This is a genomic window from Nonomuraea sp. NPDC050643, assembly GCF_040654715.1.
GTDB lineage: Bacteria > Actinomycetota > Actinomycetes > Streptosporangiales > Streptosporangiaceae > Nonomuraea.
Genome location: NZ_JBFAIM010000016.1, coordinates 1 through 21,266, shown reverse-complemented (window position 1 = coordinate 21,266; position 21,266 = coordinate 1). Strand labels below are relative to the sequence as shown.

Here is a 21,266-nt window from a genome sequence, read left to right as displayed (position 1 = left end):
TGTTGATAACTCTTGGTGAAGGCTGGACGAAGGCTGGGCGGGCAATCGCTTTGCCGCCTCGCCAGAAGGCCGGTACGCTGTGCTGAGCCGCGGTGGCTTCCAGGAGGATTCGCCTAGTCAGGTCTATGGCGCCGCACTGCTAATGCGGTTTGGTGGCAACACCATCCGGGGTTCAAATCCCCGATCCTCCGCAGGCGAAAGACCCTCTCCCTTCGATGGGGAGAGGGTCTTTTTGATCTCTGTGGGCATCAGGGTTGCAGTTTGGGTTGCAGTTGGCCGTCAGGCCCCGCCCCAGAGAGCCTGGTCCATGCGGTTGCTGGCGTCCTTCATCTGGAGAGTGGCCACGTGGGTGTAGCGCTCTGTGGTCGTGACCCGAGTGTGGCCGAGAATCTCTTGGACGACGCGGATGTTGACACCTTGCTCTATCAACAGGGTCGCCGCGGTGTGGCGCGCGTCGTGGACTCGGGCGTCTCGTACGCCCGCCTGCTTGAGGATGGACTTCCACTGCTTCCAGTCCTCTGTACGTTCGATCGGGCCGCCGTGCTGAGTCGTGAAGACGAGATCGTGGTCCGTCCACCGGTCGCCGGCCTTCAAGCGCTCCGTGGCCTGGAGCTTCTTGTGGGCGCGGAGTAGGGCAAGCAGCGCCGGAGGGCACTGGAGGGTGAGCTTGCCCTTGCCCTTACGTTGCCGAAAGACCAGGCCGCCACCGGTCCGCCTGGGGCACTTGTCCGCGTGGCTCGTGCAGTCTTTCAGGCACGGACGCTTGTAGCACCTGTGAGCGCGCCTTTTGCAGTCCGGCTTGCAGTCGCGAGTGTGCTGGTGGTCTTTGCAGTTCTTCTTGCATGCCTTTCGGTGCCACTTCTCTCCACAGGCGTGTAGATCGGCGCAGCCGTGCTGCCATTCCGACCGCTGGATTTGGAACCACGCTCTGATCTCGCCGGTGTCCAAGTTGATGTACGACCAGCGCAGGCCGAGAGCTTCTCCCTGGCGGATGCCGAGCGACAGGGCGACCGACCAACGAGCGCCGTTTCGCCTGGTCTTGGCGACTTGAAGGATGCATCGTGCTTCCTCGCTGGTGAGCGGTTCGATCTCCGTCGTGGTGGCTGACGGGGCATCGACCAGCGTCGCGACGTTGCGCGTGATTCGGCCCCGCCGTACCGCGATTGTGAGTGCCCGGGAGAGGATGCGGTGGACCTTGAGGACGCTGCTTGTGGACAAGCCCTCTTCGAGCATTCGCGTGTACGCCGTGTCCAGGTGCTCAGGCGTGAGGCGGTCGAGGCGATGCTTGCCGAGGAGCGGTGTGATCCAGTTTCGCGACTTGGAGCGGTAGTCGGTCAGCGTCCGAGGAGCCATCTTCTCCGAGAGGACCAAGCGCTCACAGATGACATCGAGGAACTCGGTCATCCACTCCCCGACCGTTGGGGGACGGCCCGGCTTGCTGACGTGACCGGTTTCCCGATTGCCCTCCAGTTCGCGGACCTTGCGTGTCACCTCCGCTTCGGTCTTCCCCTTACGGTGGCGGCGATCCGGTGAGCCGTCCGGCTTGATGCCGACGGTTACCCAGCCATGCCATAGCCCGTCCTTGCCGAGGAAGATGGATGAACGGCCGTTGGGCTTCCTGGCACCCATCACGCCACGTCCTTGGACGCTTGAGCCTCAAGGACCTGGGCGTAGTCGAGAAGGGCAGATACGGGGATGAGCCGGTAGCCGTTGTGCTTGATCGATCGAAGTTCACCCGACTTGATCAGTCGGAACACGGCCGTTCGGCTTATGCCAAGCACGGTCGCGGCGTCCTTCGGACGGTAGAACAGCTTGTCCATGTCAGGCCGCCTCTCCAGTTGCCGAAAGATCTTGGCCGTCTGCTTGGGCTTGGAGTTGGGCCATGTGGGCGCGCCAGCGTTGGCGTTCGGCGACGGTGCGCAGAAGCCGGACGGCCAGTGGGGGCACGTTGGCGTCTCCGGTTGGAACCGGCTTCCAGACGTACCGGTGGGGGTCTGGCGGTTGGTCACTCTGGCCGAGGGCTTCCAGGACCCAGGTACGACGGTCCTGCTTGTGTTCGGCGAGGGTCTTATTGCTCCACTTGCGGGAGACCAGGACACGACGGCCCGCGTAGCCGAGGTGTTGGGGCTTGTGGGCCTTGCTCCGGCATCGGCCCGGAGTCATGCCGGCCTTGGCGCCCTTGGGCTGCACGCCGTACCGCAGCCAGTTCGGACACGTCGGCGAGCAAGGCTCGTATCGAAGAGCTTCGACGAAGCGTGCTGCGTGGTCCATCTGGGCTTGCCCGCCGAGAGACTCGCCGAGGGACTTGGTCAAGTACTTGGACAGGTAGCGGATGCACTGGTCGGCGTTCGGCGTGCCGGCGAGCACGCCCTTGACGTCCACCTGTTCGCCGAAGCGGATCACGTGGAGGGGCCGGGCGTCTTCATCGTCGTCGAGCCGGTCGAGAGCCTCGTCCCAGGAGGGCAAAACCTCCCCCGTGTTCGGGTCGAGATAGCCGGTCCCTTGCTCCCACACCGGCAGATGCTCGGCCTCGAACACCACCCGGTCGGCCAGAGGCCACCACACCTGGTGGTAGGTGGCCGCCGCTATCTGCTTGATCTCCGAGCGTGGCAGGGTGCCCCGGATGGCCATGTGCAGGTGCGGGGCGAGCCGTCTCTGTGCTTCGATGCTGGCGAAGTACTGCACGTCGTAGCCCGCCACACGGCGCAGGTTCTGCACGAACCGGTCCACCAGCTTGGCGAAGTGCAGCGCGTCCCGAGCCGCCCGAGCGTAGTCGTAGGTCTCAGGATCGACCGGCACCCCGTCCTTGATCTTCCCGTACGACGGCAGGGTGAGCGTGACGAACAGCGAGGGCCGGTAGATCTTGCCGTCCGAGCCGGTGAAGGTACGCCCGAGGGTTGTGGCCGCCATCTTGCGCTGAGGCAGATCCGGGGCGTCCTGTCGCCGCCTGGTCGAGCGGTTGCGCTTGGACGCAGCACCAGCAAGCACGTTGCCTCGCATGCCCGCCGCGTTGATCTCCTCATCAAGTCCGGTGATGACCGCGTCCAGGTCGGTGGTGCTCTGGCCGGCCTGGTCGGCTTGATCGCGTTGGGCTTGCATGTCCGCGCGGAACTCGATCAGCCAGCGCTGTTCGTCGTTCGGCTGGTCCGGCGTGATGATCGGTTCGTGGTCGAGGTGCCAGCCTTCCCGGCATTGGGCCATGCGGAGCTGCCGGTTGCGCTTGGCACACGGCGGACACACAGCGTCCAAGGTGGCGCCGCACGGAACATCGATGATCTCGCTCTGTCCGGTGTGGGTGTCGAGCCGCTTGAGCGCGACGGGTCGAATGCACACCCCGTGCTGCTTGGCCACCTCTTGAGCGACATCGCGCGCCCGAGGCATGCGCAGCCGCTCAGCGCGGGGGAGAGAGCGATCGTAGGTCACAGTTCCTCCCCGCCGTCGAGAGCGATGAGGGCACCTTGGCCGCATGCGCGGCACTCGACCAGGCCCGCCGCCAGATCCATCCAGAGCGTGTTCTCCGCGAGGCAGGCCGAGCAGCGCAGCCCGTCGAGGAGGTAGGCCAGCTCATGCACCGTCGCCCACCTCCGTCTCGGCCAGGTCAGCGCACAGCCGGTAGCGCTCTTGGTAGGGGTGGCGCAGGACGTGTGGGTGGAAGACCTCGAAGACCCGCAGCCGGGGCAGGTCGCGTGCGGTCAGCAGCACCAGCACCGGGCGGCCTGCGACCAGCGCGATCTCTTCGGCTGTGCCGTGGAAGCAGACCCGCATCACGCGCCACCACCAGTGGCGAAGGCGCCGGCCATGGCGCGGATGTCGGTATCGGAGACGTAGGCCGCACGGACCCGGATCGGATCGGGGCTGGTCTCCAGCCGCACGTAGCCGACGCCCGCGCCCAGCTCGGGGATAGGGGAGATGTGGTCGGCCAGTGCGCCGCGATCGCGTGCGCCGTCGCCGAGCACCATGTCCACCTGTTCGGATTCGTCGAGGCGGAGGGCGATCTTGTCGGGGAACAGGTTGCGGATGTTCATGACCTCCTTGCGGGGGTCTTGGAGCGCCGCCAGTACGCCGACGCCGACCGCGCGGCCTTGGGTGGTGAGCGTGGCCAGTGCGGCGGAGATGCGCCGTCTCAGCTCTCTGTCGGACTGGTAAGCGGTCAGGAATGCCACTTCGTCGACGACGACCAGGACGAACGGGTCATCGACGGTGGGGACGTGGGAGCGCTGAAGTCCGGAGAAACGCGCCGCCCGTTCCTGCATGACCTGGACCGCCTTATCGAGCAGGTCAGCGCAGTCCTCCGGGGTGGCGGCGTAGCGGGGACCGAACAGGGCGCGTCCGTAGGACAGCTCCATCAGCTTGGGATCCAGCGCCCACAGCTCAACGACGCCCGCCCGCGTGGCGGGGAGGAGTCCGCGGATCGTGGACCAGATGATCGAGCCCTTGCCCGCTCCGGTGGCGCCGGCGACGAGGACGTGTGTGCCGTGCACCTTGAGTCGCCATGGCCGCCCGTCCTCCTGTTTGCCGACCTCGACCGCGCCCACGCTCGGCTCATCGGGCAGCGGAAGGGCCGGGATCGGTTCGGCCAGCGGATCGGTACGCGGGAACGTCAGCGTGAGCCGCCCCGCCTGCGACAGCGCGACTCGACAGGAGGTGGCGCCGAAGCCTTGGGTGAGGTGGTCGATGCGGTCGGCCCAGTCCTTGACCGCCTGCCCTTTGAGCATGCGCACGCTGATCAGGTCGGCCCACGGAGTGCAGGTGACCTTGCCGAGCCGGGGCAGGTAATCGCGGCCCCGGATGTGTCGTCCGAGCCCGGAGACGATCATGACGGGTTGCCAGTGCCGCCGGTACACCCAGACCAGCCGCCACCAGGCCAGCAACCGCCAGCCGACCAGACGGGCGAAGGAGACCCGGTTGGTGAGCGCCCAGGCGATCAGCCCTACCGGGGTTAGCGTGCTGAGCAGGAGGGCGACGCGCCAGCCGTACAGCAGCGTCAGTGCGCCGGGGGAGAGGGCGACGAGCATGGCGATGGGGTGTCGCCACGTCATGCGGACGAGTCCGGTCAGGATGCGTCCGGCGAGGATGACCAGGGTGAGGATGACGGGGGTGGTGACGACGGCCGGGCGGAAGACAACGGCTGTGTCGGGCGTGGTGGTGACCAGGTCGCGTGCCTGGTCACCGGGAAGCCGCCTGAACATAAGCTGGAACCTCTCGTGATGTGGAAGTCAGGGGAGAACCGAAGGGGCCGCCGGAAGTTGCCGCTTCTGGCGGCCCCGCCTTGTCAGGTCAGGCCGCCGGGTTGTCGGCGTCCTTGGTGGTGGCCGACTGTTCGGCGTACAGGCCCTCGCAGTCGGCCAGGTAGCGTGCGGCGGCGTTGAAGATCTCGCGGGCGGTGGCCAAATCGGCGTCGGTGACCGGGCCGGCCGCGGTGGTGGAGATGTGCACGTTCGCCTCGTGGGAGCTGAGCTCCAGATACGGGCGGGGGTTGCTGAGCAGCATTCCGGAGCTGACCCGCAGTTCGGGCGTGTGGAAGGAGATGCCCAGGTGCGGGGCCGAGTCCGGGCGCATCGACAGCGTGACGTAGGTGTACGGCCCGGAGCTCACGCCGCCGTCTCCCTACCGGTGGGCGCCGCCTGCTGCTTGGGTCGGGCGGGGCGCATGCCGGTGGCGCGGTAGGAGTAGGCCAGTCGTCCGGCCGGGTTGACGTACGGGGTGACGGTCATGCCGGTGAACTCGACCGGCGCGATCGGCAGACCCGCCAGCGGGGGCGGCGCGACGGGCGGCGTCGGGGAAAGGATCTTGACCGCCACCGTCTTCTGGCCAGCCTTGAGGGTGGTGTCGCCGTCCATGACCGGGACCTGCCAGATCGGCTCGCCAGTGGTCTTGTCCTTGGCGTAGACGGTCTTGCCGCCGGTGGACGCCTCGAAGTTCTTGACTTGATCGACCTGCCCGACCAGGAAGCAGCCGTGCGGGAACGCCTGCTCGAAGGTGATCGGGATGGGGCCTTGGAGTGCCATGGGATTCCTCTCACTCGGGACGCGCTCTTCGATCGCTCGTCCACTTGTCCGCTTAAGTTGAGAGTAAGCGATCGCAACTTGTCCGCACAAGTGGCTAAGCCGAAGGGGTGAGGTAAGAGTTAGCTCACCTTGAAGACATCTTCAAGCTCGTGCAGGCTGCCCGGCAGAGCGAGGCTCATCGCCATCAGCACGGCGCCGGCCGGGTCGTGCACGGTGGCCAGCACACCGAGCACCGGGTTGAACGAGCCGAGCAGCTCGGCCTCCTCCTTAGTCGGCTTACGCGCGCTCACCCGCTCAGTGATGTGATCGAAGCGCAGGTGCTTGACCGCCTGGAGATGTTGCCGGATCCCGCGCCGCAGCGGTTCGGGTCTGTCCAGGTCGGTGCCGAGCGCGTGTTCCAGCGGCACCCAGAACGTCTCCACCGCTGACACCACGTCGGCCTGGCGAGCCACCCGCTTGCGCATGATCACAGGGGTCTGTTCGGCGACACCCAGCAGGCGCGCCACATGCTGCGGCGCAGGCACGCGGCCCACCTCCACCACGGCATCGGGACTCTCGCCCTGCTCGGTGGTCGTCTGGCTGGGCCGCACCCGATCCGCCGCACTCTCCGGACGCCCCTTCACGAAAGAGCCCCGCCCGTGCTCACGCTCAATCCAGCCCTGCATGGCCAACGTCTGCAAGGCGCGCACCACCGTAGTACGGCCAACGCCCAGTTCCCGCACCAACTGCGTCTCGGACGGCAGCATGTCGCCCGGGGCGTACTCTCCCGAGTCGATCCGCTCTTGAATGGCCCGCATCACCTGGGCGTATTTCGGTGGGGCGAAGTCCATGCTCATCTCAACCGCCCGTTCACTCTTGCACTCGTGCGCATAAGTACAGTACCGGTTGAGGAAGCGCTTGTCAGGACCCCGCCAAGGCACACGCAGAGAGACCGCGATGCCGTTCCGATCAGGAATCGCCAACGAGCCTGACACATCGCGGACAAGCCCGAGGCGCGTTGGGTGCGAAAGGCATCGACCAGCGGCAGAACGGCAGCGGCCTGACCGGCGATGAGCACACGGCCTTTCCCGTGCCCGGAAGCACGGCGTGCTGGACCACCTTGCGCCCGCGTTTGGAGAAGCCCGCCACGTACTTCGGTTCCGGCGTATCCGGCTCGCGTGCCCGTTCGCCCACGTAAAGGTCATCCCAGTGGAAGGCCCAACGGTGTGTGCCCTCCGGCAGCAGATACGAATCACCGTCGAGCGCCACCAGGGCGACCGTGCCGTTACGCAGCACAGCCACCACCACGCCTTCACACCCCACCAACGCCGCTCTGTAGGCGCGTGTGCGGGCATGACTGTGCAAGGTACTGACGACCGCTACCCGACGCCCGACGCGGGCACTCGCCCAGCTCACTGCGGATCCGCTGAGGGCTGTCCGTGGCGCCTTGCCGGACGCACGCCGTTGGCGCGTTGCTGAGCACGGAGTTCGGCGTAACGCATGGCGACGCGGTGAGCCGCCTTCAAAGGATCAGTCGCCGGATGCCACGCATAAACGACCCGCCGACGATCGACATTCCATCCCGTACGCCACCAAAAACGATGGCCGTCGCACCACACGACCAGGCCCACCCAGACCGATACCAATGCCAGCCCATAACCGTCATGGACATCGGCGTTGATTCCGTCACGACGCAAAGCATCTTGAAGGAGTTCGGCCGATCGACAGGGGTCGATGGTGATCATAATCGCGGAGATCATTTGACCACCCGCTCGAACCGTACGGACCCTGCCGGATCCAGAAATGCGCGGAAGATATCGCGGCTCGCCCAACCGTCCGTGGCCGTGCCGAAGTCGAAGACCTTGTGCGCGATGCTGCCGTGGATGGAGGCGTCGCGTGGCATGCCTCGCATTGCCTTGCGCAGCTCGTCCATTGCCGTGGCCTGGAACGCGCTGGATCCGCATGGTCCCAGCGCCTCACCCTGCTCCGAGGCGACGCGGACTTCCCACTCGAACCGCTCCTGCGGAGTCTCGGCCGGCCCGGGGCAGTACAGGCAATCCTCTTGGGCCGATGCCGCCAGACCCAAACCCGAAGCCGTCACGTGGCCGCGCCGCGTGACGATCTTCCAGCCGCGTCCATCGCACTCTGTGCATCTGACTGGCGTTGTCATGCCGGACAGCATGGGACGCCATACCGTTTGCGACCTATCCCACGCTGGTATCCCACGATGGGATATAGGCTCGCCAATACCTCAATGCATAATTCCCGGGACCCACAAGGTGGAGGTCCAGAATGCAAAAAGGTTCGGCGAGCCGGATTGAGATACCCGCGTCCGCCTGGGACTCCGACGAAACCCGGGAAATACTGAGAAGACGCGATTTCGCTGGACTTTTCGCCATAGCCATCAAATACGGCGCCAGTCAGGTACGCATCGGTGCGGTAGCCGAGCTCGGACAACCCGCCGTCAACGCCATCCTGCACGGCAAACGATCCATCGCCGACCTGAACGTCATCGAACGCGTCGCCGCCGGCTTCGGCCTACCCGACCACGCCCGCATGCAACTCGGCCTGGCCCCCCGCGACACCGCATCCCCTACCGGCGACCACGACGGCGAACACGAGGAACAGACCACCGAACTGACCGGCCGCCTCGACGCTGCCGCCACCATCGACGCCACCACGATCATGGTCCTGCACACCGACACCGACAACCTGCGCTACCTGGACCGCAAACTCGGCGGCCCCGCCATCGCCGACAAGATGCGCGCCCAGATGACTCAGATCGAACGCGCCCACCACCACGCCGTACGCCACGGCATCCGAACCAGACTCGCCCACCTCTTGGCCGAAACATCCTCGCTGGCCGGCTGGCAGGCCATCAACACCCTGGCCCTCAACGACGCGTGGACCCACTACGAACGAGCCAAGGCCGCCGCCTACGAGGCCGAAGACCCGGCCCTACTCGCCTACGTCTCCGGCGAACAGGCATACGTCCTGATAGAACTCGGCCGTCCCGCCGAAGCCACCGAACTCCTCCACCACGTCCACGCCCAACACCGCACCCGCCTACCGGCCCGCATGCGCACCTGGCTCTCAGCCGCCAAGGCCGAAGCCGCCGCCGTCCTCGGCGACGAGACCGCCTGCCGCCACGCTCTCGACCAAACCACCGCCCTCCTCCCGGAAGGCGACGGAGAGCCGGAGATGCCCTACCTGTTCATCAACGCCCACCACGTGGCCCGCTGGAGAGGCAACTGCCTCGTCCGCTTCGGCGACCCCGACACCGCCGAAGACCTCCGCTCAGCCCTGGCCGGCATGGACGGCAGCTACAACCGCGCCGAATCCGGCGTCCGCTGCGACCTCGGCCACGCCCTCCTGGCCGCCGGCAAACCAGAAGACGCCCAACCCCACATCCACCGCGCCCAGCAACTCGCCACCATGACCGGCAGCCGCCGTCAACGCCGCCGTATCACCGAACTCGCCAAAGCCGTCAACCGCGCCCTCGGCCATTGAGCCACACCTGAGCCTGAAGCAACCCGATCAACGTCCCCGATGTCCAGATATCCCCGCGGGCAATCATGCCGGGAACCTCCGCCATCGGAACCCACTCGATCCGATCGGCCTCCACCTCACCCTCAGGCGTCCCCACCAGCTCGGCCCCACGCGCCACGAACAGCATGTGCTCAGAGTCGACCATGCCTGCCATCGGCTGGTAGCTCACCAGGTGCTCAACGTTCTGTGGCCGATACCCGGTCTCCTCCTCCACCTCCCGGATAGCGGTCGCCATCGAATCCTCACCCGCCTCGATCAGTCCGCCGGGAAGCTCCCACCCCCACCGGTCGAACACGAACCGATGCCGCCACATCAGCAACACGCGATTTTGCTCATCCAGCACAACAGCGATCGCAGCCCGATCCAGATGCACCACGTGATGCTCGAACCGCTCCCCACCCGGGATCTCCACATCGGCCAGCCCCAGCCGAATCCACCGGTTGTCGTAGATCAGCCGTTCCCCGTGCACGACCCAGCGCGTCAGCTCAGCGTCATCAGCCACACCGCGAAGCTACCGTCTCGAACATGCCTGGTACACGACTTCCAACCGATAGCCAGCCAGGAGCTTGCGCGTGCGGGTTTCTCGGGACCCTCATGGGATGTCTGCGATTGGCGCATTGCACGCCCAGGCAGTCGCAGCGGCGTCTATCAACTCTCAGTGTCGCTGGGATCAGCGTAGGTACGGACCATGGTGTAAGGCTCGCTGGCTCTCGGCCTGTCGTGAAGTACGCTAGGCCAGCCGTTCGGGACAACGTTAAGTGAAGACGTTAGTAATCTGGCAGAATCAGGCTGGCGCATCAAGCTGTCTGCCTCCCATCGACACGAACATCCGAACGGGCCGGGAGATAAGTCACACATGAACGAAGCAAACCCCCCATCGCCAGACGGATATATGTGGCGCTATCAATTGGAATTCTATGTTGAAGTGAAAAAAACTCTCAAGGAGGTCCTGGAAGGTATCGGCTTCTTTGGTTCGGCAAAAATAATGCTCCTTGGATTCTGTACGACGGAAAGAATGGCGGCGAATATTTGCTTTGCACCCGAAGTGAGCTCCTATTCGGCAGGTGACTTCTCTGGTGTACTCGCCAGATGCGACGCTCTTTATGCGCAGCATTCCGCTGAGCCTGGAGCAGATGCGGATCAACGACTTCATGAGCAGTCGCTTCGTGAGCTTAAAGATGAATCGCGTATTGAAGCAATCAACGAGGTGCTTGCCGACAGTGTCACCGGCGGAGCCAGATCCTACTTTGTCAGTCGATCTGCGAGCGTTTTCGACTATGTCGTCCACGTAGCAGTCGGGATCGACAATGATGCCTTAGCGCAAGTCCCTAAAGTTGATGTCGCAACTAGAGATGGGCATGATGTCGTATCGTCCTTGGTCGATGCGGCAGTTTTGGAATTCTTGGATCGAGCGCGGACGGCGTTGTATTTTCCCGATGTAGGACTCGATCCTTCCCAACTACCAGACTCCTCCGAAATAATACGACGCGCTACGAGAAACTTCTTCTACTCTATCCTTCTTTGCGCACATTTCTGGTATGGACATCAAAGTGATGCGTTGGTGAGCGCCATATCTGCTCTTACGTATGAGGGGCGTTCGGCGGCCGGGAAATTGATCATCGCACATGACGAGCATCCTTCAATTGAAGTGCTATTGAAGCTGAGCCGGCCAGTAGGTATTACACAAACTCGTGCAGCCCGTAAGTTAATGGAGGCGAGTGGCGCGGAGGGAGACCCTCTCACTGACGGCGAAACTATCTACGGCTTTGGTCGCGTTAAGGCAGATTACGATCTGTCAAGTGAGACTATATTCATAATTTCAGCCATAGAACACAGTATATGGGAGCTTTCACATGCAGGGCGGAAGCTTTTGACTGTGAACCGAGGGGTTGCCTGTCTTCCCCGCACCGCGCTGGATATGGGGCAGCTAGAGGACTTCATTGAACGACTTCTGCCAGGTAGCAGTATGGAGAACTTGCTTGCCTTGTGCGAAGCTGCTGCAAAGCATCAGGACGGTGCCATGGTGATCATCTCCGACGACGCAGCTTCTGAGGCTACACGGCTTAGTGCGCAAGCTCTGAGGACGGAGCCAACTCCCCTATTTCCACCTTTGATGACCCAACTCACTGCAGTCGATGGTGGGATCCTGCTAGACAAAGAAGGTCGTTGCCACGCTCTGGGCGTTATATTGGATGGGGAGGCTTGTGGCTTGGAGGATCCAGCAAGAGGCAGTCGATATAGCAACGCTATCCGCTACGTAAATGGTGATCGTCCATCCGCTATTGTCATCGTTTACAGCGCCGATGGATCAGTTGACATACTTCCCTGGCTTACCCCACGCATTGAACGTCGAGTTGTGACAGATGCGTTTATGCATTACATGAACGTAAGCAGAGTATGCACGCCAGAAAATGACGGGATTGTCGCGGAAGCTTGGGAGGGGTTAACGGCTATAGTCTCGTATCTGAGTGAGGGGCAATGCAGGGTGCTAAATCTCGCGCACATCACCTACTGTAAGGAGCGCGGAAAAGAGGCGCACCTACTCGAACCTAAAATCCCTCCCGATCCGCTCCTAAATGACTCGGCTGAACCGCTCTAGGTGGTTTTGGCAATCCATCATGTGGTCTCACGTAATTGTAAATATTCCTGATGTGCGGCCTGGAACGAGCTATGTTCGCTTGTTCGACTAACGAACTGCAATCTCATGTCCCCTGTTGTCAGTCGGTCAGTCCAATATCTGCCTGAAATAGTTTTCGGTGAACGACCGCTGATGGCGCACTCGACGGCACCTGAGTGTTGCGGACTACGCACAAGATATTCTTGCCGTGGCTGATTGTCGTAGATGTAAGTTAGATGTTGGCGATCACCTTCAGTAAGTTTAGAGAAAACCGCCGCTCGTGAATAAGATGTACTCTCTTTTGTTATGAGGGTAATGCTTATGGACCAGTAGGATTGTTCAATCATTATATAAGCGTTTATCGATACGAGCTTCAGATGCGGCGGGATATGACTCGATGGCATCGGGCGGAGAGTTGTCCTCCATGTTCCGTCTAGACGTGGACGACCTACAAGTCGGTGCACTCCCGGGAAGCGCCATAACCATTTATCGAAGGCTACTACGGCGAGTCCGATCACTGTCGGGGCATAGCTAATGGCCTTCCCGATGCTTGCCTGTGGGTGAACATCGGTAGCGTAGAGCGCAACTGCATAAAAAATTGAAAGCGTAGTTGCTCCCCAACGTGCGAACTTTGCTTGTGACAGCATCATTTCAGCTTAGATAGCCGCAGAGCGGAAGTGAAGCGAAGGTTAGCTCGAACGCATCTTCTTTCTCGCTCATCTGTGACGCCTGCAGGCCGCCGGCCTGATCACTCTCGCGGGCAAAGGGTACGTCGGCGCCAGCGCGGACCAGGGGCCCGCAATAAGCTCGCCTCGCTGAAACCGCCAACGCCGCTCAGCCACGCTCCGCAGCCCCGGTGGGCACGCCACTCAACGCTCAGCTGAAAACCCGGCGCATCCTTCGCAACCTCCGCTGCTACCCTCTTCTTGCAGGTCAGTTCGTCCAAGCAATCCTCGTCCAGCTCAGCGAAGCGGGGATGAAAGACTCTCAGTGGATCACCGGTAGGCATCGGCCGGATCGGCTGCCGAATAGCGCCTATAGACATCAAGCGGCGGCGCTCCGCGCCGCCGGCGCGGCCCTGCGCTCGGCCGCACGCTGCGCGTGCGGCCTTGGGGCCGTTCTCGCGCACGGCCGTGCTCGGGCCGCTATACGCCGACTGCCACCCAGGAACATAGACCCACCGTAGAAAGCCACTACTCAGGAACGCTAACCAGTGAAGCTTTTTCATCCCCCTGGCGGCGGGGTGCTGGTCACAGCATGATCGCGAGTCTGGCGTTCGCCTGACGACGTAAGAAACCCCTGGTAGATGGATTGATCACCACAACCAGATCCGTCACAACCAGGGGCCTCGGATGCTTTTCTATCGTGCTGCCGTCGATTTGTCGCGTTCAACGCTGAACTACGTCGCTGGGGTGATCCGCCGGCACCGTAAGGCGATCGGATCGGCCTGGCGGCTGCTCAACCCCGGTCAACAGGCGCTGCTGGTGCTGATCTATCTGCGCAAGAGCGAGACGTTCACCGAGCTCGGTGCCGGTTTCGGGGTGTCGACGGCGACCGCGTGGCGGTATGTGGAGGAGACGGTCTCGCTGTTGTCGGCGCGCTCGCCCAAGCTCGGCCAGGCGCTGCGCAAGGCGCAGCGGGACGGGCTGCACTACCTGGTGCTGGACGGCACGCTGATCCATACCGACCGGGTCGCGGCCGACCGGCCGTACTTCTCGGGCAAGCACCGTGTGCATGGGATGAACGTGCAGGTCATCGCCTCACCGGATGGGACGATCCTGTGGACGTCGGGAGCGCTGCCGGGCAAAGCCCACGATCTGAGTGCCGCCCGAATCTGGGGCATCCTGCGCGCGCTGGAGCACGCAGGGATCATCACCCTGGCCGTCAAGGCCTATCAGGGAGCCGAGGGCCCGGTCCGCACCCCGTACAAGGGCAAGAACAAACCCGAGTCCCAGAAGCAGGCCAACCGCGCCCACGCCAAGCTCCGCGGGCCCGGCGAACGCGCGAACGCCCAGCTGAAGAGCTGGAAAATCCTCCGCAAGCTACGCTGCAGCCCCAGCAAGGCCGGCCACCTGTGCAAGGCCATCGCTGTCCTTCAGAACCACCGTGTTGCGCAGGCAGCGTGAGGATGAAAAGCATTCAGTGTTGGCATGGCTCGTATTCTCTGCGTTTTATCGATATATCCTGGGGTGTTACTCACCCGTTGAGCGCGAAACAGCTCAAAGTGAGTTGCCTATTTGTCTAGGACCTCCAATGCATGGACGGTTCGCGCGTTATTTTCCAGGCGAATGATATCCGTAACAGCAACCACGCCTGCTGCTATCCAGAGAAAGAAAACTAGTAGAAACAATGCATTGACGGGCGAATATTGTTTTGCGGGCGACAGTCCGCACACTACCTGGGAAGCCAGTGGTGTCAATATTATGACTACTGCCACAGGAATCAAAAGGTTAGGATAGCCGACTAGTCGGCCAGCCTTAATTACTTTTTGGTAATCTCCCCCGTTTTTATAGTGCACTTCAATTGCAGCAAGAATAGTGCTCCTCGTCGAATTAAGCCATAGCCCGTAGAGGGCAGCGGTGAGGGCGGCGGTTGGAAGCACGATCGCAATGGTCTCGGACATTCTAGATCTATTTCTTTCTTCGGTCGCTATTCTTTTGCCATGGATCCTCCACGCCAAGTTCCCTACACAATGCTAGAAATGTATCTGTTGGAGCAACATATCCCCCTACCGCATCGGTGCGTTTCGAAAGGGGCGGCAGGCTAGGACCGCCGCGCTCTGCGATTTGAGAAACAAGGTCGCGCAAATAGAAAAAAGTGGCTATATCGCACCTTATCCAGCGCTTTTTATCGTCGGGCCTCTTGGAGTTTTCTAGCGCCTTGCGCGATGCAGAGAGCATTGCCTTAGTCAATCGTTGTCTATTATGCGCGACAACGCGTGAGAGCAGGACTCTGGCTTCGCCGGAGGTTAGCCCAAGTACATCGGCGATTACATACTCGGATGGCAGCTTCCCACCAAAAAGTCGTTCAACGAGGTGTGCTAGTCTGAGCTCGCGAACTCGAGTCAGACTCGTAGGCTCAGCCACCCTCGTAATGTGCTCGATATACTCGTCGGCCGCAGCGCCCGTCAGCCCTTCGAGCAACTGCTGAAGAAGGCTGTCATCGCTATCATCGCCGTCGCTCGGGCTGCGATGCGACGCCACAAGCGGCAGCCGCCGCGCGAGCTCTCGCAACTGGGCGTGCTGCTCAACCGTAATCGATAGCGTTACCTGAACGCTGATAGCACTTCTATCTTCATCGGACACTTCGGACACACTGCGATGATGCCCAAAGCCCCCATACGACAGGCAAAATAGGGGCAATATTATCCCAATGTTGTCTAGGTTTACAGATCATTTGGGCTCTTCGAAATTAAGCGGGGTTGAGGTGTCCGCGGCTGCGTCGAGTGGTGGTGCATCGGGTGCGTAGCCGCTGGTTTTCGGGGTTGCGGAAGCCGTAGGCGTCGCGTGCGGTGGTCTTGATGACGCGGTTGGTGCCTTCGGACCCGGCGTTGGTGATTCCGGTGCGGAGAAAGGCCAGGATCTCGACCCACCAGGTCTCGATGCTGGTGGCCAGGCGCTCGAGTTCGGGCAGGCCAGAGCTGGCGCAGCGGTCGTAGAAGCGGAACAGCCGGTCGGCGATCACATGGCGGTCGGGGTGGGTGCGGGCCAGGGCGAGCAGGTCCAGCAGGTCTTCCTTGGCATTCCAGGCAGCCAGGATCGGCGCGCCGAGCCGGGCGGGCAGAGCCTGCAGGTCATCGACCATCGGGTCGAGCTGGCGGGCGTGCATCCGGGCGGCGGAGCGGGTCAGCCGGTTGCGCAGCTCCCATTCGCGGTTGCCCTTACGTCCGCGCCGGCCGCGGACCTGCATGGTGAGGCGGCGGCGGACCTCGGTGATGGCCTGGTTGGCCAGCTGCACGATGTGGAAGTGGTCGACCACCAGCACAGCGTGCGGCAGCGCCGTACGGATGGCGGCCTTGAAAATGGTGCACATGTCGATCGCGACGAAGCTCACTCGCGCCCGCCAGGACGCCTCCCGCTGGCCGAGCCAGCCGGTCACGGCGGCGATGGTACGGCCCTCGACCTGGCCGAGCAGCCCCTGGCCGCCGGACAGGTCCACGAAGCCGACATGCCAGCGGTCCACCGCCGTAGCCCAAGTACCGGTGGCCTCCTCCAGCACCCAGCGCGGCCGGCCCCGGCGAACCTCATCGATGCCCAGCACGGCAACCGGTGCGGGCTGAGCGGGCAGCACCCGGCGGGCGTGCTCGGTGAACGCCGCCGACACCACCGGCCACGACACCCCATGATCACGCGCCGACTGCAGCACCGTCCGCCCGCCATCAGCGACGGCGGCACCGCTGGCCCGGCGTAATCGCCGCGTCAGCCGGGACCGTGCGGGGATCTGCGGCACCTGCTCGGTGAACGTCTGACGCGGGCAGGATGCCTGGTCGCAGTACCAGCGGCGCTTACGCCAGCGCAACGCACACCGTCGGCCCGCCACCGGCAGATCCCGCGGCCGGGTGATCACCCACTCCTTCATCCGGACCGCGACAACCCCGCACTCGGGGCAACATCGGGCGCGTTCATCGGCGGTGGCCAGGTGCACCACCGGCCCGTCTTGAACCCCGTCATCTGCGGCGACGACCTTCGTGACAGCCAGACCGTCCAGGCCGAGCAGCAGCGTCGTATCGTTGACCATGCTCGTGGCTTCTCTGAAGTGATCATCTTGCTTCGACAACAAGAAGAATCACCGAGAGCCACGAGCCCTCTCAAGCCTCCTGCACCAGGCGAGGCGTCAAACCCCGATCAACTTCGAAGAGCCATCATTTGTCAGCGAGCGGAGGTATAGAGGCGTCCAAAATTCGTTCGTCAGCCATGCTTGATTTCGTCGTACCAGTACACGGCGATGCCGTCGTCGCCAAGCAGTGTATTCAACATTTCAATAACAGCGGAAGATTCTGGTTTTCTTGGATAGACGATAGCAGCTTGGAACGAGTCAATTGTTCCTCTCTCTACAAGCTCCCAGCAGTGTCCCATGTAGCTAAACATCTGCGCAGCATGCCGTTTGGCCAGCCGGCACACATTTATCACCTTGTCCCAGTCAGTATTCTTTAGCTCTATCAAGACTAGCGATCCGTGGGGCTCATCCTCGGAGGGCTTCATGCGGACAACGAAGTCAACTCGGCCTCGGCGTCCAGTGAGTGGCGGGAGCCCATCGACGTCCCTTCTTTCTCGGCCAGCAGACTTAGCCTTGACCACATGAACCTCCTTCTCGCAATCTCCAGGAACTATGAGGTCCACACCATACGTTTCCTGGAATTCTTGATGAAAAGCCTTGCCGGCGCGTAGAAGGTCTGGCTCCGCCCTCGTGGTTTGGGTAGCGCGCTTTCGGGCTTTCGAGGATTGCCAGCTCTGAGAAGCCGTATCGTTGGGCTCTTGAGCACTCGATTCCATGCTCTTAGTCTATTGCGTAATTAGGAGAATGCTATTGCCTTGAGCGGAAATTATATGCGAACGATTACGATATTTGACTAAGGCTTGGTTGTCCTGGCAACATCGTGGTTCCCCGCAACGGGGACAGCGCAGGTGTCGCGCCTTGTCCTGCTTCCCTGGCGGATGGGGCGGCGGCAACGCGAAGATCCGATGTGTAAGTCGGAGTGCTCGCGCAAGGTCAGACGCCGTTATTGGTCTTTTGGCTGTTTGCCCCGCGCAATCGTCGGCAATCGGTACCGCACTTACGATCGCCCTGCGTGGCTGGCCGTCGCGGGTGGCTGGGGGCGATCGACGGGCCAGGGCTTCGTTCCTCAGCCCTGGCCCACCGGCCACAATGGCTAGCGCGCCCGTTGCGTGCCCGATGGGGCGGGAACGAGGAGAACAGCGGGAAGCCACGGGGAGAGGCAATCAGTGCGCTGAGCTGCGTTTCCGCTGGTGGGTCAAGATCGGTATGCGTCCTTGCAAGCAGGATGTCAGTGCGCAGTGCTGTGCTGTATGTCGTCCTGGATTCCTAGGATGCGCATTGTGCTTGGGACGGTCACTGGCGCTTTTCTCTCCAGATCCCCATGTCGCGGAAGTTTGCTACAAACAAGCTGAGATCGGGAAGGTCTTCGATCTCTTCGCGGGCGAGGTAGTCGACCGCCATGGCACGTATGGCTTCGTCGGGGGCCGATTCAATGCCGACTTCGGCGCAGAACTCCTCGTACTGTTGGCGCGATATTCCGTGGGGAAGCGGCGTCCTAGCTCCCAGCGAAGTTGTTTCCGCTCCTCGCGGAGTTGGCCCATGATGCCCCAGCCGCGTGCCTTAGCGAGGCTCCTGGAGATCGTTTCGATGAAGTTCTGGTCGGGGGAGCGTGCAAGCGCTCGCGTATTTCCGAGCTGAAGCACTCCTCGTCGGTCATGGGCCACAGGTCCAGCTCGACGCACGCCCGTGCGTATTCCTCGCGGCTCAGGGTGCTCATGTCCGGCGCGCCTGCCGCGATCTGCGCCCTCTCCATGGTGGCGCGAACCTCTTGCCAGAACGGGTTCCTCACGATCGTAGGGACCCACGGGTGGAGGAGGCTCTACGAGCATGGGCATCACGGTAGGCGATGTTCGCCGGCCACGTACGGGAGTCGAAGGGACGTCCCCAAAGCTATGTCCCCAGCGTGAGCGGTCTGCCTGTATTCGTAGCGGGTTGCAGTTTGGGTTGCAGTTCACCGCTGTCCCAGCCCGTTCTGCCTGGACCGCCGGGCCGTGTCGGTCCAGGTTGCACTGATCGGGACGGCCGAGATCCGAGCTGCTAATGCGGTTTGGTGGCAACACCATCCGGGGTTCAAATCCCCGATCCTCCGCACGTGAGAAGGCCCTCACCCCAGTCTTGGGGTGAGGGCCTTCCTGCGTCCGGGGCGTCAGAGTTGCAGGGCTGGTTGCAACGGCTACGGATTTCCCCAGAGCGCGGAGGCCAGGCGCTCGCTGGCGTCCCGCATGAGTGTGTGGATACGTGGGTGTAGCGCTCGGTGGTGGTGACCCGAGTGCGGCCGAGCACCTCCTGTACGACCCGGATGTTCACACCCTGCTCGATCAGGAGGGTCGCGGCGGCGTGGCGGGCGTCGTGGACCCGGACGTCTCGAACCCCCGCTTGCCTGAGGATGGCTTTCCACAGCTTCCAGTCCTCGGTGCGCTCGATCGGTGTGTCGTGGTGAGCTTGCTCCTGCCCTTGCGCTTACGGAAGAGGATGCCTGCGTCTACCCGATCACGCCCGCATGCTGCTCAGCCTGGCGCCGCTGGATATCGCATCCCCCACCGGCGATCACGACGACGAACACGAAGAGCAAACCACTGAACTGATCAGGCGTCTGGGCGCTTCTGCCGCGATCGACCCGACCACGGTCATGATCCTGCACACCGACACCAACAACCTCCGTCTCCTGGATCGGAAGCTCGGTGGCCCGCCCATCGCCGACAAGATGCGCGCCCAAATAGCTCAGATCGAACGCACCCACCACCACGCCGTATGCCCCGCGTCGATGTCTCCGCGCCGAGCTGCGGCCTGGGGGCCGGTCACGGCGCTTGCGTCGCGTGGGGCATCGCCGCACGGCTGCCACGCCGCAGCCAGCCAACGCGCCGACCGCCGGCGAGCCGCCGCTACTCACGGCCGATCCGCCTGGCGCCACAACGGGTCAGTCGAGCCGCCGCACACGCCTCTCTAGCCAGTTCGGGTATCCCTATGACCGGTCACCCAACGACTGGGTCATCCTTCACATCCTGGCAAGTTCGTTTCCGCACCAGATATGCGACTCCGGCAACAAGCTTGAGCAGAATGCTCAGCGAGAGAAACACCCACAGCCCTGTCAGCCAAGCATCCGGCATGGGCCCGCGAAACCCAGAAAGCCCGAACACCGCACCAGCCCCGCCCCACCCGCAGAAGATGAAGGTGCACGCAGACCCAAGCTGAAACCAAAAAGATCGCCGCACATCCATGCCGCCAACCCTTCCGATTCATCACGCAACCGAACAGTGCCTCCGGCGGGGGCCTCTGGCTCCGGGATGATCGGTGCACCGAGTGTCTGGTCCGCAGGTGGCTGAGGTGGAAGCCTGATCATCCCGCCCGCCATAGACCCGGGGCAAGCCGAGCAGACCTGGGCCACGGGGTCAAGGTGGAGCGCCCCGCTGGACGAACGACCTTGACTCGTCGGACGCTGGGCAGAAGTAGATGTCCGGGCAGCCGCAGTCGTAGAAGTGTGGCGACGGGTCGGGGAGTTGCGGCATGGTCACACGTTCCAGGATGCATGATTGGGAAGACCACCGTCTGAAGGCTGGCCTTTACTGGTCGCCGAGGTTCAGCAGGCCAGCTTCCGTATATCGACCTGTCCGCCTCTGATTTGTGACAATCACGCTGTGCGTCTCTTATTGAGGTCGGCCTTGGCCGGGTCCGCAGTGGCGGTCTTACTGCTGCTGCTCCTCCTCGCGTGGCCGACCACCGACTCGGATTCCGAGCTCAAGCTGGCAATGGCGTTTGCGCTGGTACCCTTCCCGCTCAGCATGGTGGCTGCGTGGTTGGCCCGCCTGTCCTACTGGCCGGCTGTTGGTCTGGTGGCCCCCTTCGTCATGCTGGCGGTCGTCGTCATCCAGCCGGACTATAGCTCCTGGGTGTCCAGCGAGACCCTTGCGTTCGGCATGCTGATAGGGGTCCCCGTGGTGGTCGGCTTCATGCTCACGGCCCTGCTCTGTACCCTGCTCACCGAAAAGACCGCACGCCCAGCAGGAGGAGATTCGGTGTAGGGCGCAGGTGGAAGCCCGATCACCGTGTTCAGTCCTCCGGCTGTTCCGGTCCTAGCGGCGGCCATGCATGCGTGTAATGATCATGATTCTCGTGGTCGCGGTACAAGGGCCTGTTGCAGGTAGAAGGCTGTTCCTCCACCGCAACGGTCACGAGCCGCGGCTTGGAGCCATCTCTCGCGCGCGCCTCGGTCCATGCAAATCCCGAAGTGCCTACCCGACTACCTAGTGCCGCGTCAGGCCACGTTTGCCCTCTTCACGATGCGGCGTAGGCGAGGGTTATCGGTGTTGCGGTTTCGCCAGGCGATGTAGCGGCGGATC

General features: G+C 62.8%; 24 protein-coding genes and 1 tRNA gene. 5 read left to right on the top strand and 20 right to left on the bottom strand.

Annotation, left to right across the window (positions count from 1 at the left end):
- The first annotated feature begins 102 nt into the window (after nucleotides 1-102).
- Nucleotides 103-191: transfer RNA gene (locus tag AB0I15_RS22375), tRNA-Ser, on the top strand.
- An 88-nt stretch (nucleotides 192-279) separates the two neighbouring features.
- Here AB0I15_RS22375 and AB0I15_RS22370 read toward each other — a convergent pair.
- The 12 genes from AB0I15_RS22370 to AB0I15_RS22315 form a co-directional block, all read right to left on the bottom strand.
- Complete coding sequence (locus tag AB0I15_RS22370) at nucleotides 280-1,629, bottom strand: tyrosine-type recombinase/integrase (RefSeq protein ID WP_358098504.1); 1,350 nt, start codon at nucleotides 1,627-1,629, stop codon at nucleotides 280-282.
- Nucleotides 1,629-1,820 (bottom strand): helix-turn-helix domain-containing protein, encoded by a 192-nt coding sequence (locus AB0I15_RS22365; protein ID WP_358098501.1) that lies wholly within the window; start codon nucleotides 1,818-1,820, stop codon nucleotides 1,629-1,631. The genes AB0I15_RS22370 and AB0I15_RS22365 overlap by 1 nt, the downstream gene beginning before the upstream one ends.
- A 1-nt stretch (nucleotide 1,821) precedes the next feature.
- On the bottom strand, nucleotides 1,822-3,381 hold the full coding sequence (locus AB0I15_RS22360) for a replication initiator (RefSeq protein ID WP_358099191.1): 1,560 nt from the start codon (nucleotides 3,379-3,381) through the stop codon (nucleotides 1,822-1,824).
- Nucleotides 3,382-3,419: 38 nt separating this feature from the next.
- Nucleotides 3,420-3,572: a hypothetical protein gene (locus tag AB0I15_RS22355; RefSeq protein ID WP_358098498.1), complete on the bottom strand. Its 153-nt coding sequence runs from the start codon at nucleotides 3,570-3,572 to the stop codon at nucleotides 3,420-3,422.
- Nucleotides 3,565-3,765 carry a hypothetical protein gene (locus AB0I15_RS22350; RefSeq protein ID WP_358098495.1) on the bottom strand — a complete coding sequence of 67 codons (201 nt, stop codon included), beginning with the start codon at nucleotides 3,763-3,765 and terminating at the stop codon, nucleotides 3,565-3,567. Before AB0I15_RS22350 ends, AB0I15_RS22355 begins: the two co-directional genes overlap by 8 nt.
- Nucleotides 3,765-5,189, bottom strand: coding sequence for an FtsK/SpoIIIE domain-containing protein (locus AB0I15_RS22345; protein ID WP_358098492.1), 1,425 nt, complete (start codon nucleotides 5,187-5,189; stop codon nucleotides 3,765-3,767). The genes AB0I15_RS22350 and AB0I15_RS22345 overlap by 1 nt, the downstream gene beginning before the upstream one ends.
- Nucleotides 5,190-5,277: 88 nt before the next feature.
- On the bottom strand, nucleotides 5,278-5,595 hold the full coding sequence (locus AB0I15_RS22340) for a hypothetical protein (protein WP_358098489.1): 318 nt from the start codon (nucleotides 5,593-5,595) through the stop codon (nucleotides 5,278-5,280).
- The gene (locus AB0I15_RS22335) at nucleotides 5,592-6,008 is read right to left on the bottom strand and encodes a plasmid replication, integration and excision activator (RefSeq protein ID WP_358098487.1); all 417 of its coding nucleotides are present in this window, start codon (nucleotides 6,006-6,008) and stop codon (nucleotides 5,592-5,594) included. The genes AB0I15_RS22340 and AB0I15_RS22335 overlap by 4 nt, the downstream gene beginning before the upstream one ends.
- A gap of 119 nt (nucleotides 6,009-6,127) precedes the next feature.
- Nucleotides 6,128-6,844 (bottom strand): GntR family transcriptional regulator, encoded by a 717-nt coding sequence (locus AB0I15_RS22330; protein ID WP_358098484.1) that lies wholly within the window; start codon nucleotides 6,842-6,844, stop codon nucleotides 6,128-6,130.
- A 112-nt stretch (nucleotides 6,845-6,956) separates the two neighbouring features.
- Nucleotides 6,957-7,295: a hypothetical protein gene (locus tag AB0I15_RS22325; protein ID WP_358098481.1), complete on the bottom strand. Its 339-nt coding sequence runs from the start codon at nucleotides 7,293-7,295 to the stop codon at nucleotides 6,957-6,959.
- 104 nt (nucleotides 7,296-7,399) lie between these two features.
- Nucleotides 7,400-7,732, bottom strand: a complete 333-nt coding sequence (locus tag AB0I15_RS22320; RefSeq protein ID WP_358098479.1) for a hypothetical protein — start codon at nucleotides 7,730-7,732, stop codon at nucleotides 7,400-7,402.
- 11 nt (nucleotides 7,733-7,743) lie between these two features.
- Nucleotides 7,744-8,157 carry a hypothetical protein gene (locus AB0I15_RS22315; protein WP_358098476.1) on the bottom strand — a complete coding sequence of 138 codons (414 nt, stop codon included), beginning with the start codon at nucleotides 8,155-8,157 and terminating at the stop codon, nucleotides 7,744-7,746.
- Between the two features lie 122 nt (nucleotides 8,158-8,279).
- Between AB0I15_RS22315 and AB0I15_RS22310 the strand changes: the two genes are divergently transcribed.
- Entirely contained in the window at nucleotides 8,280-9,497 is a 1,218-nt protein-coding gene (locus AB0I15_RS22310; RefSeq protein WP_358098473.1) for an XRE family transcriptional regulator, read from the top strand.
- Here the strand turns inward: AB0I15_RS22310 and AB0I15_RS22305 are convergent.
- Nucleotides 9,475-10,038: an NUDIX hydrolase gene (locus tag AB0I15_RS22305; protein ID WP_358098470.1), complete on the bottom strand. Its 564-nt coding sequence runs from the start codon at nucleotides 10,036-10,038 to the stop codon at nucleotides 9,475-9,477. The genes AB0I15_RS22310 and AB0I15_RS22305 overlap by 23 nt on opposite strands.
- Before the next feature lie 354 nt (nucleotides 10,039-10,392).
- On the opposite strand from AB0I15_RS22305, the gene AB0I15_RS22300 reads away from it, so the two are divergent.
- Complete coding sequence (locus AB0I15_RS22300) at nucleotides 10,393-12,135, top strand: hypothetical protein (RefSeq protein ID WP_358098467.1); 1,743 nt, start codon at nucleotides 10,393-10,395, stop codon at nucleotides 12,133-12,135.
- Nucleotides 12,136-12,152: 17 nt separating this feature from the next.
- Here the strand turns inward: AB0I15_RS22300 and AB0I15_RS22295 are convergent, their stop codons facing one another.
- On the bottom strand, nucleotides 12,153-12,800 hold the full coding sequence (locus AB0I15_RS22295; protein ID WP_358099188.1) for a hypothetical protein: 648 nt from the start codon (nucleotides 12,798-12,800) through the stop codon (nucleotides 12,153-12,155).
- Nucleotides 12,801-13,505: 705 nt separating this feature from the next.
- On the opposite strand from AB0I15_RS22295, the gene AB0I15_RS22290 reads away from it, so the two are divergent.
- On the top strand, nucleotides 13,506-14,279 hold the full coding sequence (locus AB0I15_RS22290; protein WP_358098464.1) for a transposase family protein: 774 nt from the start codon (nucleotides 13,506-13,508) through the stop codon (nucleotides 14,277-14,279).
- A gap of 107 nt (nucleotides 14,280-14,386) precedes the next feature.
- Here the strand turns inward: AB0I15_RS22290 and AB0I15_RS22285 are convergent, their stop codons facing one another.
- The 6 genes from AB0I15_RS22285 to AB0I15_RS22260 form a co-directional block, all read right to left on the bottom strand.
- Complete coding sequence (locus tag AB0I15_RS22285; RefSeq protein ID WP_358098461.1) at nucleotides 14,387-14,776, bottom strand: hypothetical protein; 390 nt, start codon at nucleotides 14,774-14,776, stop codon at nucleotides 14,387-14,389.
- A gap of 7 nt (nucleotides 14,777-14,783) precedes the next feature.
- A complete protein-coding gene (locus AB0I15_RS22280) occupies nucleotides 14,784-15,467 on the bottom strand; it encodes a hypothetical protein (RefSeq protein WP_358098459.1) in 684 nt (227 codons plus the stop codon).
- 97 nt (nucleotides 15,468-15,564) lie between these two features.
- Nucleotides 15,565-16,890, bottom strand: coding sequence for an ISL3 family transposase (locus AB0I15_RS22275; protein ID WP_358098457.1), 1,326 nt, complete (start codon nucleotides 16,888-16,890; stop codon nucleotides 15,565-15,567).
- A gap of 170 nt (nucleotides 16,891-17,060) precedes the next feature.
- Nucleotides 17,061-17,354: a hypothetical protein gene (locus AB0I15_RS22270; protein ID WP_358098454.1), complete on the bottom strand. Its 294-nt coding sequence runs from the start codon at nucleotides 17,352-17,354 to the stop codon at nucleotides 17,061-17,063.
- Between the two features lie 1,645 nt (nucleotides 17,355-18,999).
- The gene (locus tag AB0I15_RS22265; RefSeq protein WP_358099186.1) at nucleotides 19,000-19,353 is read right to left on the bottom strand and encodes a tyrosine-type recombinase/integrase; all 354 of its coding nucleotides are present in this window, start codon (nucleotides 19,351-19,353) and stop codon (nucleotides 19,000-19,002) included.
- Between the two features lie 58 nt (nucleotides 19,354-19,411).
- Nucleotides 19,412-19,669 (bottom strand): hypothetical protein, encoded by a 258-nt coding sequence (locus tag AB0I15_RS22260; protein WP_358098451.1) that lies wholly within the window; start codon nucleotides 19,667-19,669, stop codon nucleotides 19,412-19,414.
- Nucleotides 19,670-20,603: 934 nt separating this feature from the next.
- Here AB0I15_RS22260 and AB0I15_RS22255 point away from each other — a divergent pair.
- Nucleotides 20,604-20,948: a hypothetical protein gene (locus tag AB0I15_RS22255; RefSeq protein ID WP_358098448.1), complete on the top strand. Its 345-nt coding sequence runs from the start codon at nucleotides 20,604-20,606 to the stop codon at nucleotides 20,946-20,948.
- The last annotated feature ends 318 nt before the right edge of the window (nucleotides 20,949-21,266 follow it).

What these genes read in the sequence shown, in the direction of transcription:
- AB0I15_RS22315 (WP_358098476.1), bottom strand. Translation starts at nt 8,157, where the DNA reads ATGACAACGCCAGTCAGATGCACAGAGTGCGATGGACGCGGCTGGAAG.
- AB0I15_RS22270 (WP_358098454.1), bottom strand. Translation starts at nt 17,354, where the DNA reads ATGAAGCCCTCCGAGGATGAGCCCCACGGATCGCTAGTCTTGATAGAG.
- AB0I15_RS22275 (WP_358098457.1), bottom strand. Translation starts at nt 16,890, where the DNA reads ATGGTCAACGATACGACGCTGCTGCTCGGCCTGGACGGTCTGGCTGTC.
- AB0I15_RS22365 (WP_358098501.1), bottom strand. Translation starts at nt 1,820, where the DNA reads ATGGACAAGCTGTTCTACCGTCCGAAGGACGCCGCGACCGTGCTTGGC.
- AB0I15_RS22335 (WP_358098487.1), bottom strand. Translation starts at nt 6,008, where the DNA reads ATGGCACTCCAAGGCCCCATCCCGATCACCTTCGAGCAGGCGTTCCCG.
- AB0I15_RS22290 (WP_358098464.1), top strand. Translation starts at nt 13,506, where the DNA reads ATGCTTTTCTATCGTGCTGCCGTCGATTTGTCGCGTTCAACGCTGAAC.
- AB0I15_RS22300 (WP_358098467.1), top strand. Translation starts at nt 10,393, where the DNA reads ATGAACGAAGCAAACCCCCCATCGCCAGACGGATATATGTGGCGCTAT.
- AB0I15_RS22360 (WP_358099191.1), bottom strand. Translation starts at nt 3,381, where the DNA reads ATGCCTCGGGCGCGCGATGTCGCTCAAGAGGTGGCCAAGCAGCACGGG.
- AB0I15_RS22310 (WP_358098473.1), top strand. Translation starts at nt 8,280, where the DNA reads ATGCAAAAAGGTTCGGCGAGCCGGATTGAGATACCCGCGTCCGCCTGG.
- AB0I15_RS22345 (WP_358098492.1), bottom strand. Translation starts at nt 5,189, where the DNA reads ATGTTCAGGCGGCTTCCCGGTGACCAGGCACGCGACCTGGTCACCACC.
- AB0I15_RS22330 (WP_358098484.1), bottom strand. Translation starts at nt 6,844, where the DNA reads ATGAGCATGGACTTCGCCCCACCGAAATACGCCCAGGTGATGCGGGCC.
- AB0I15_RS22320 (WP_358098479.1), bottom strand. Translation starts at nt 7,732, where the DNA reads ATGATCACCATCGACCCCTGTCGATCGGCCGAACTCCTTCAAGATGCT.
- AB0I15_RS22350 (WP_358098495.1), bottom strand. Translation starts at nt 3,765, where the DNA reads ATGCGGGTCTGCTTCCACGGCACAGCCGAAGAGATCGCGCTGGTCGCA.
- AB0I15_RS22285 (WP_358098461.1), bottom strand. Translation starts at nt 14,776, where the DNA reads ATGTCCGAGACCATTGCGATCGTGCTTCCAACCGCCGCCCTCACCGCT.
- AB0I15_RS22370 (WP_358098504.1), bottom strand. Translation starts at nt 1,629, where the DNA reads ATGGGTGCCAGGAAGCCCAACGGCCGTTCATCCATCTTCCTCGGCAAG.
- AB0I15_RS22295 (WP_358099188.1), bottom strand. Translation starts at nt 12,800, where the DNA reads ATGCTGTCACAAGCAAAGTTCGCACGTTGGGGAGCAACTACGCTTTCA.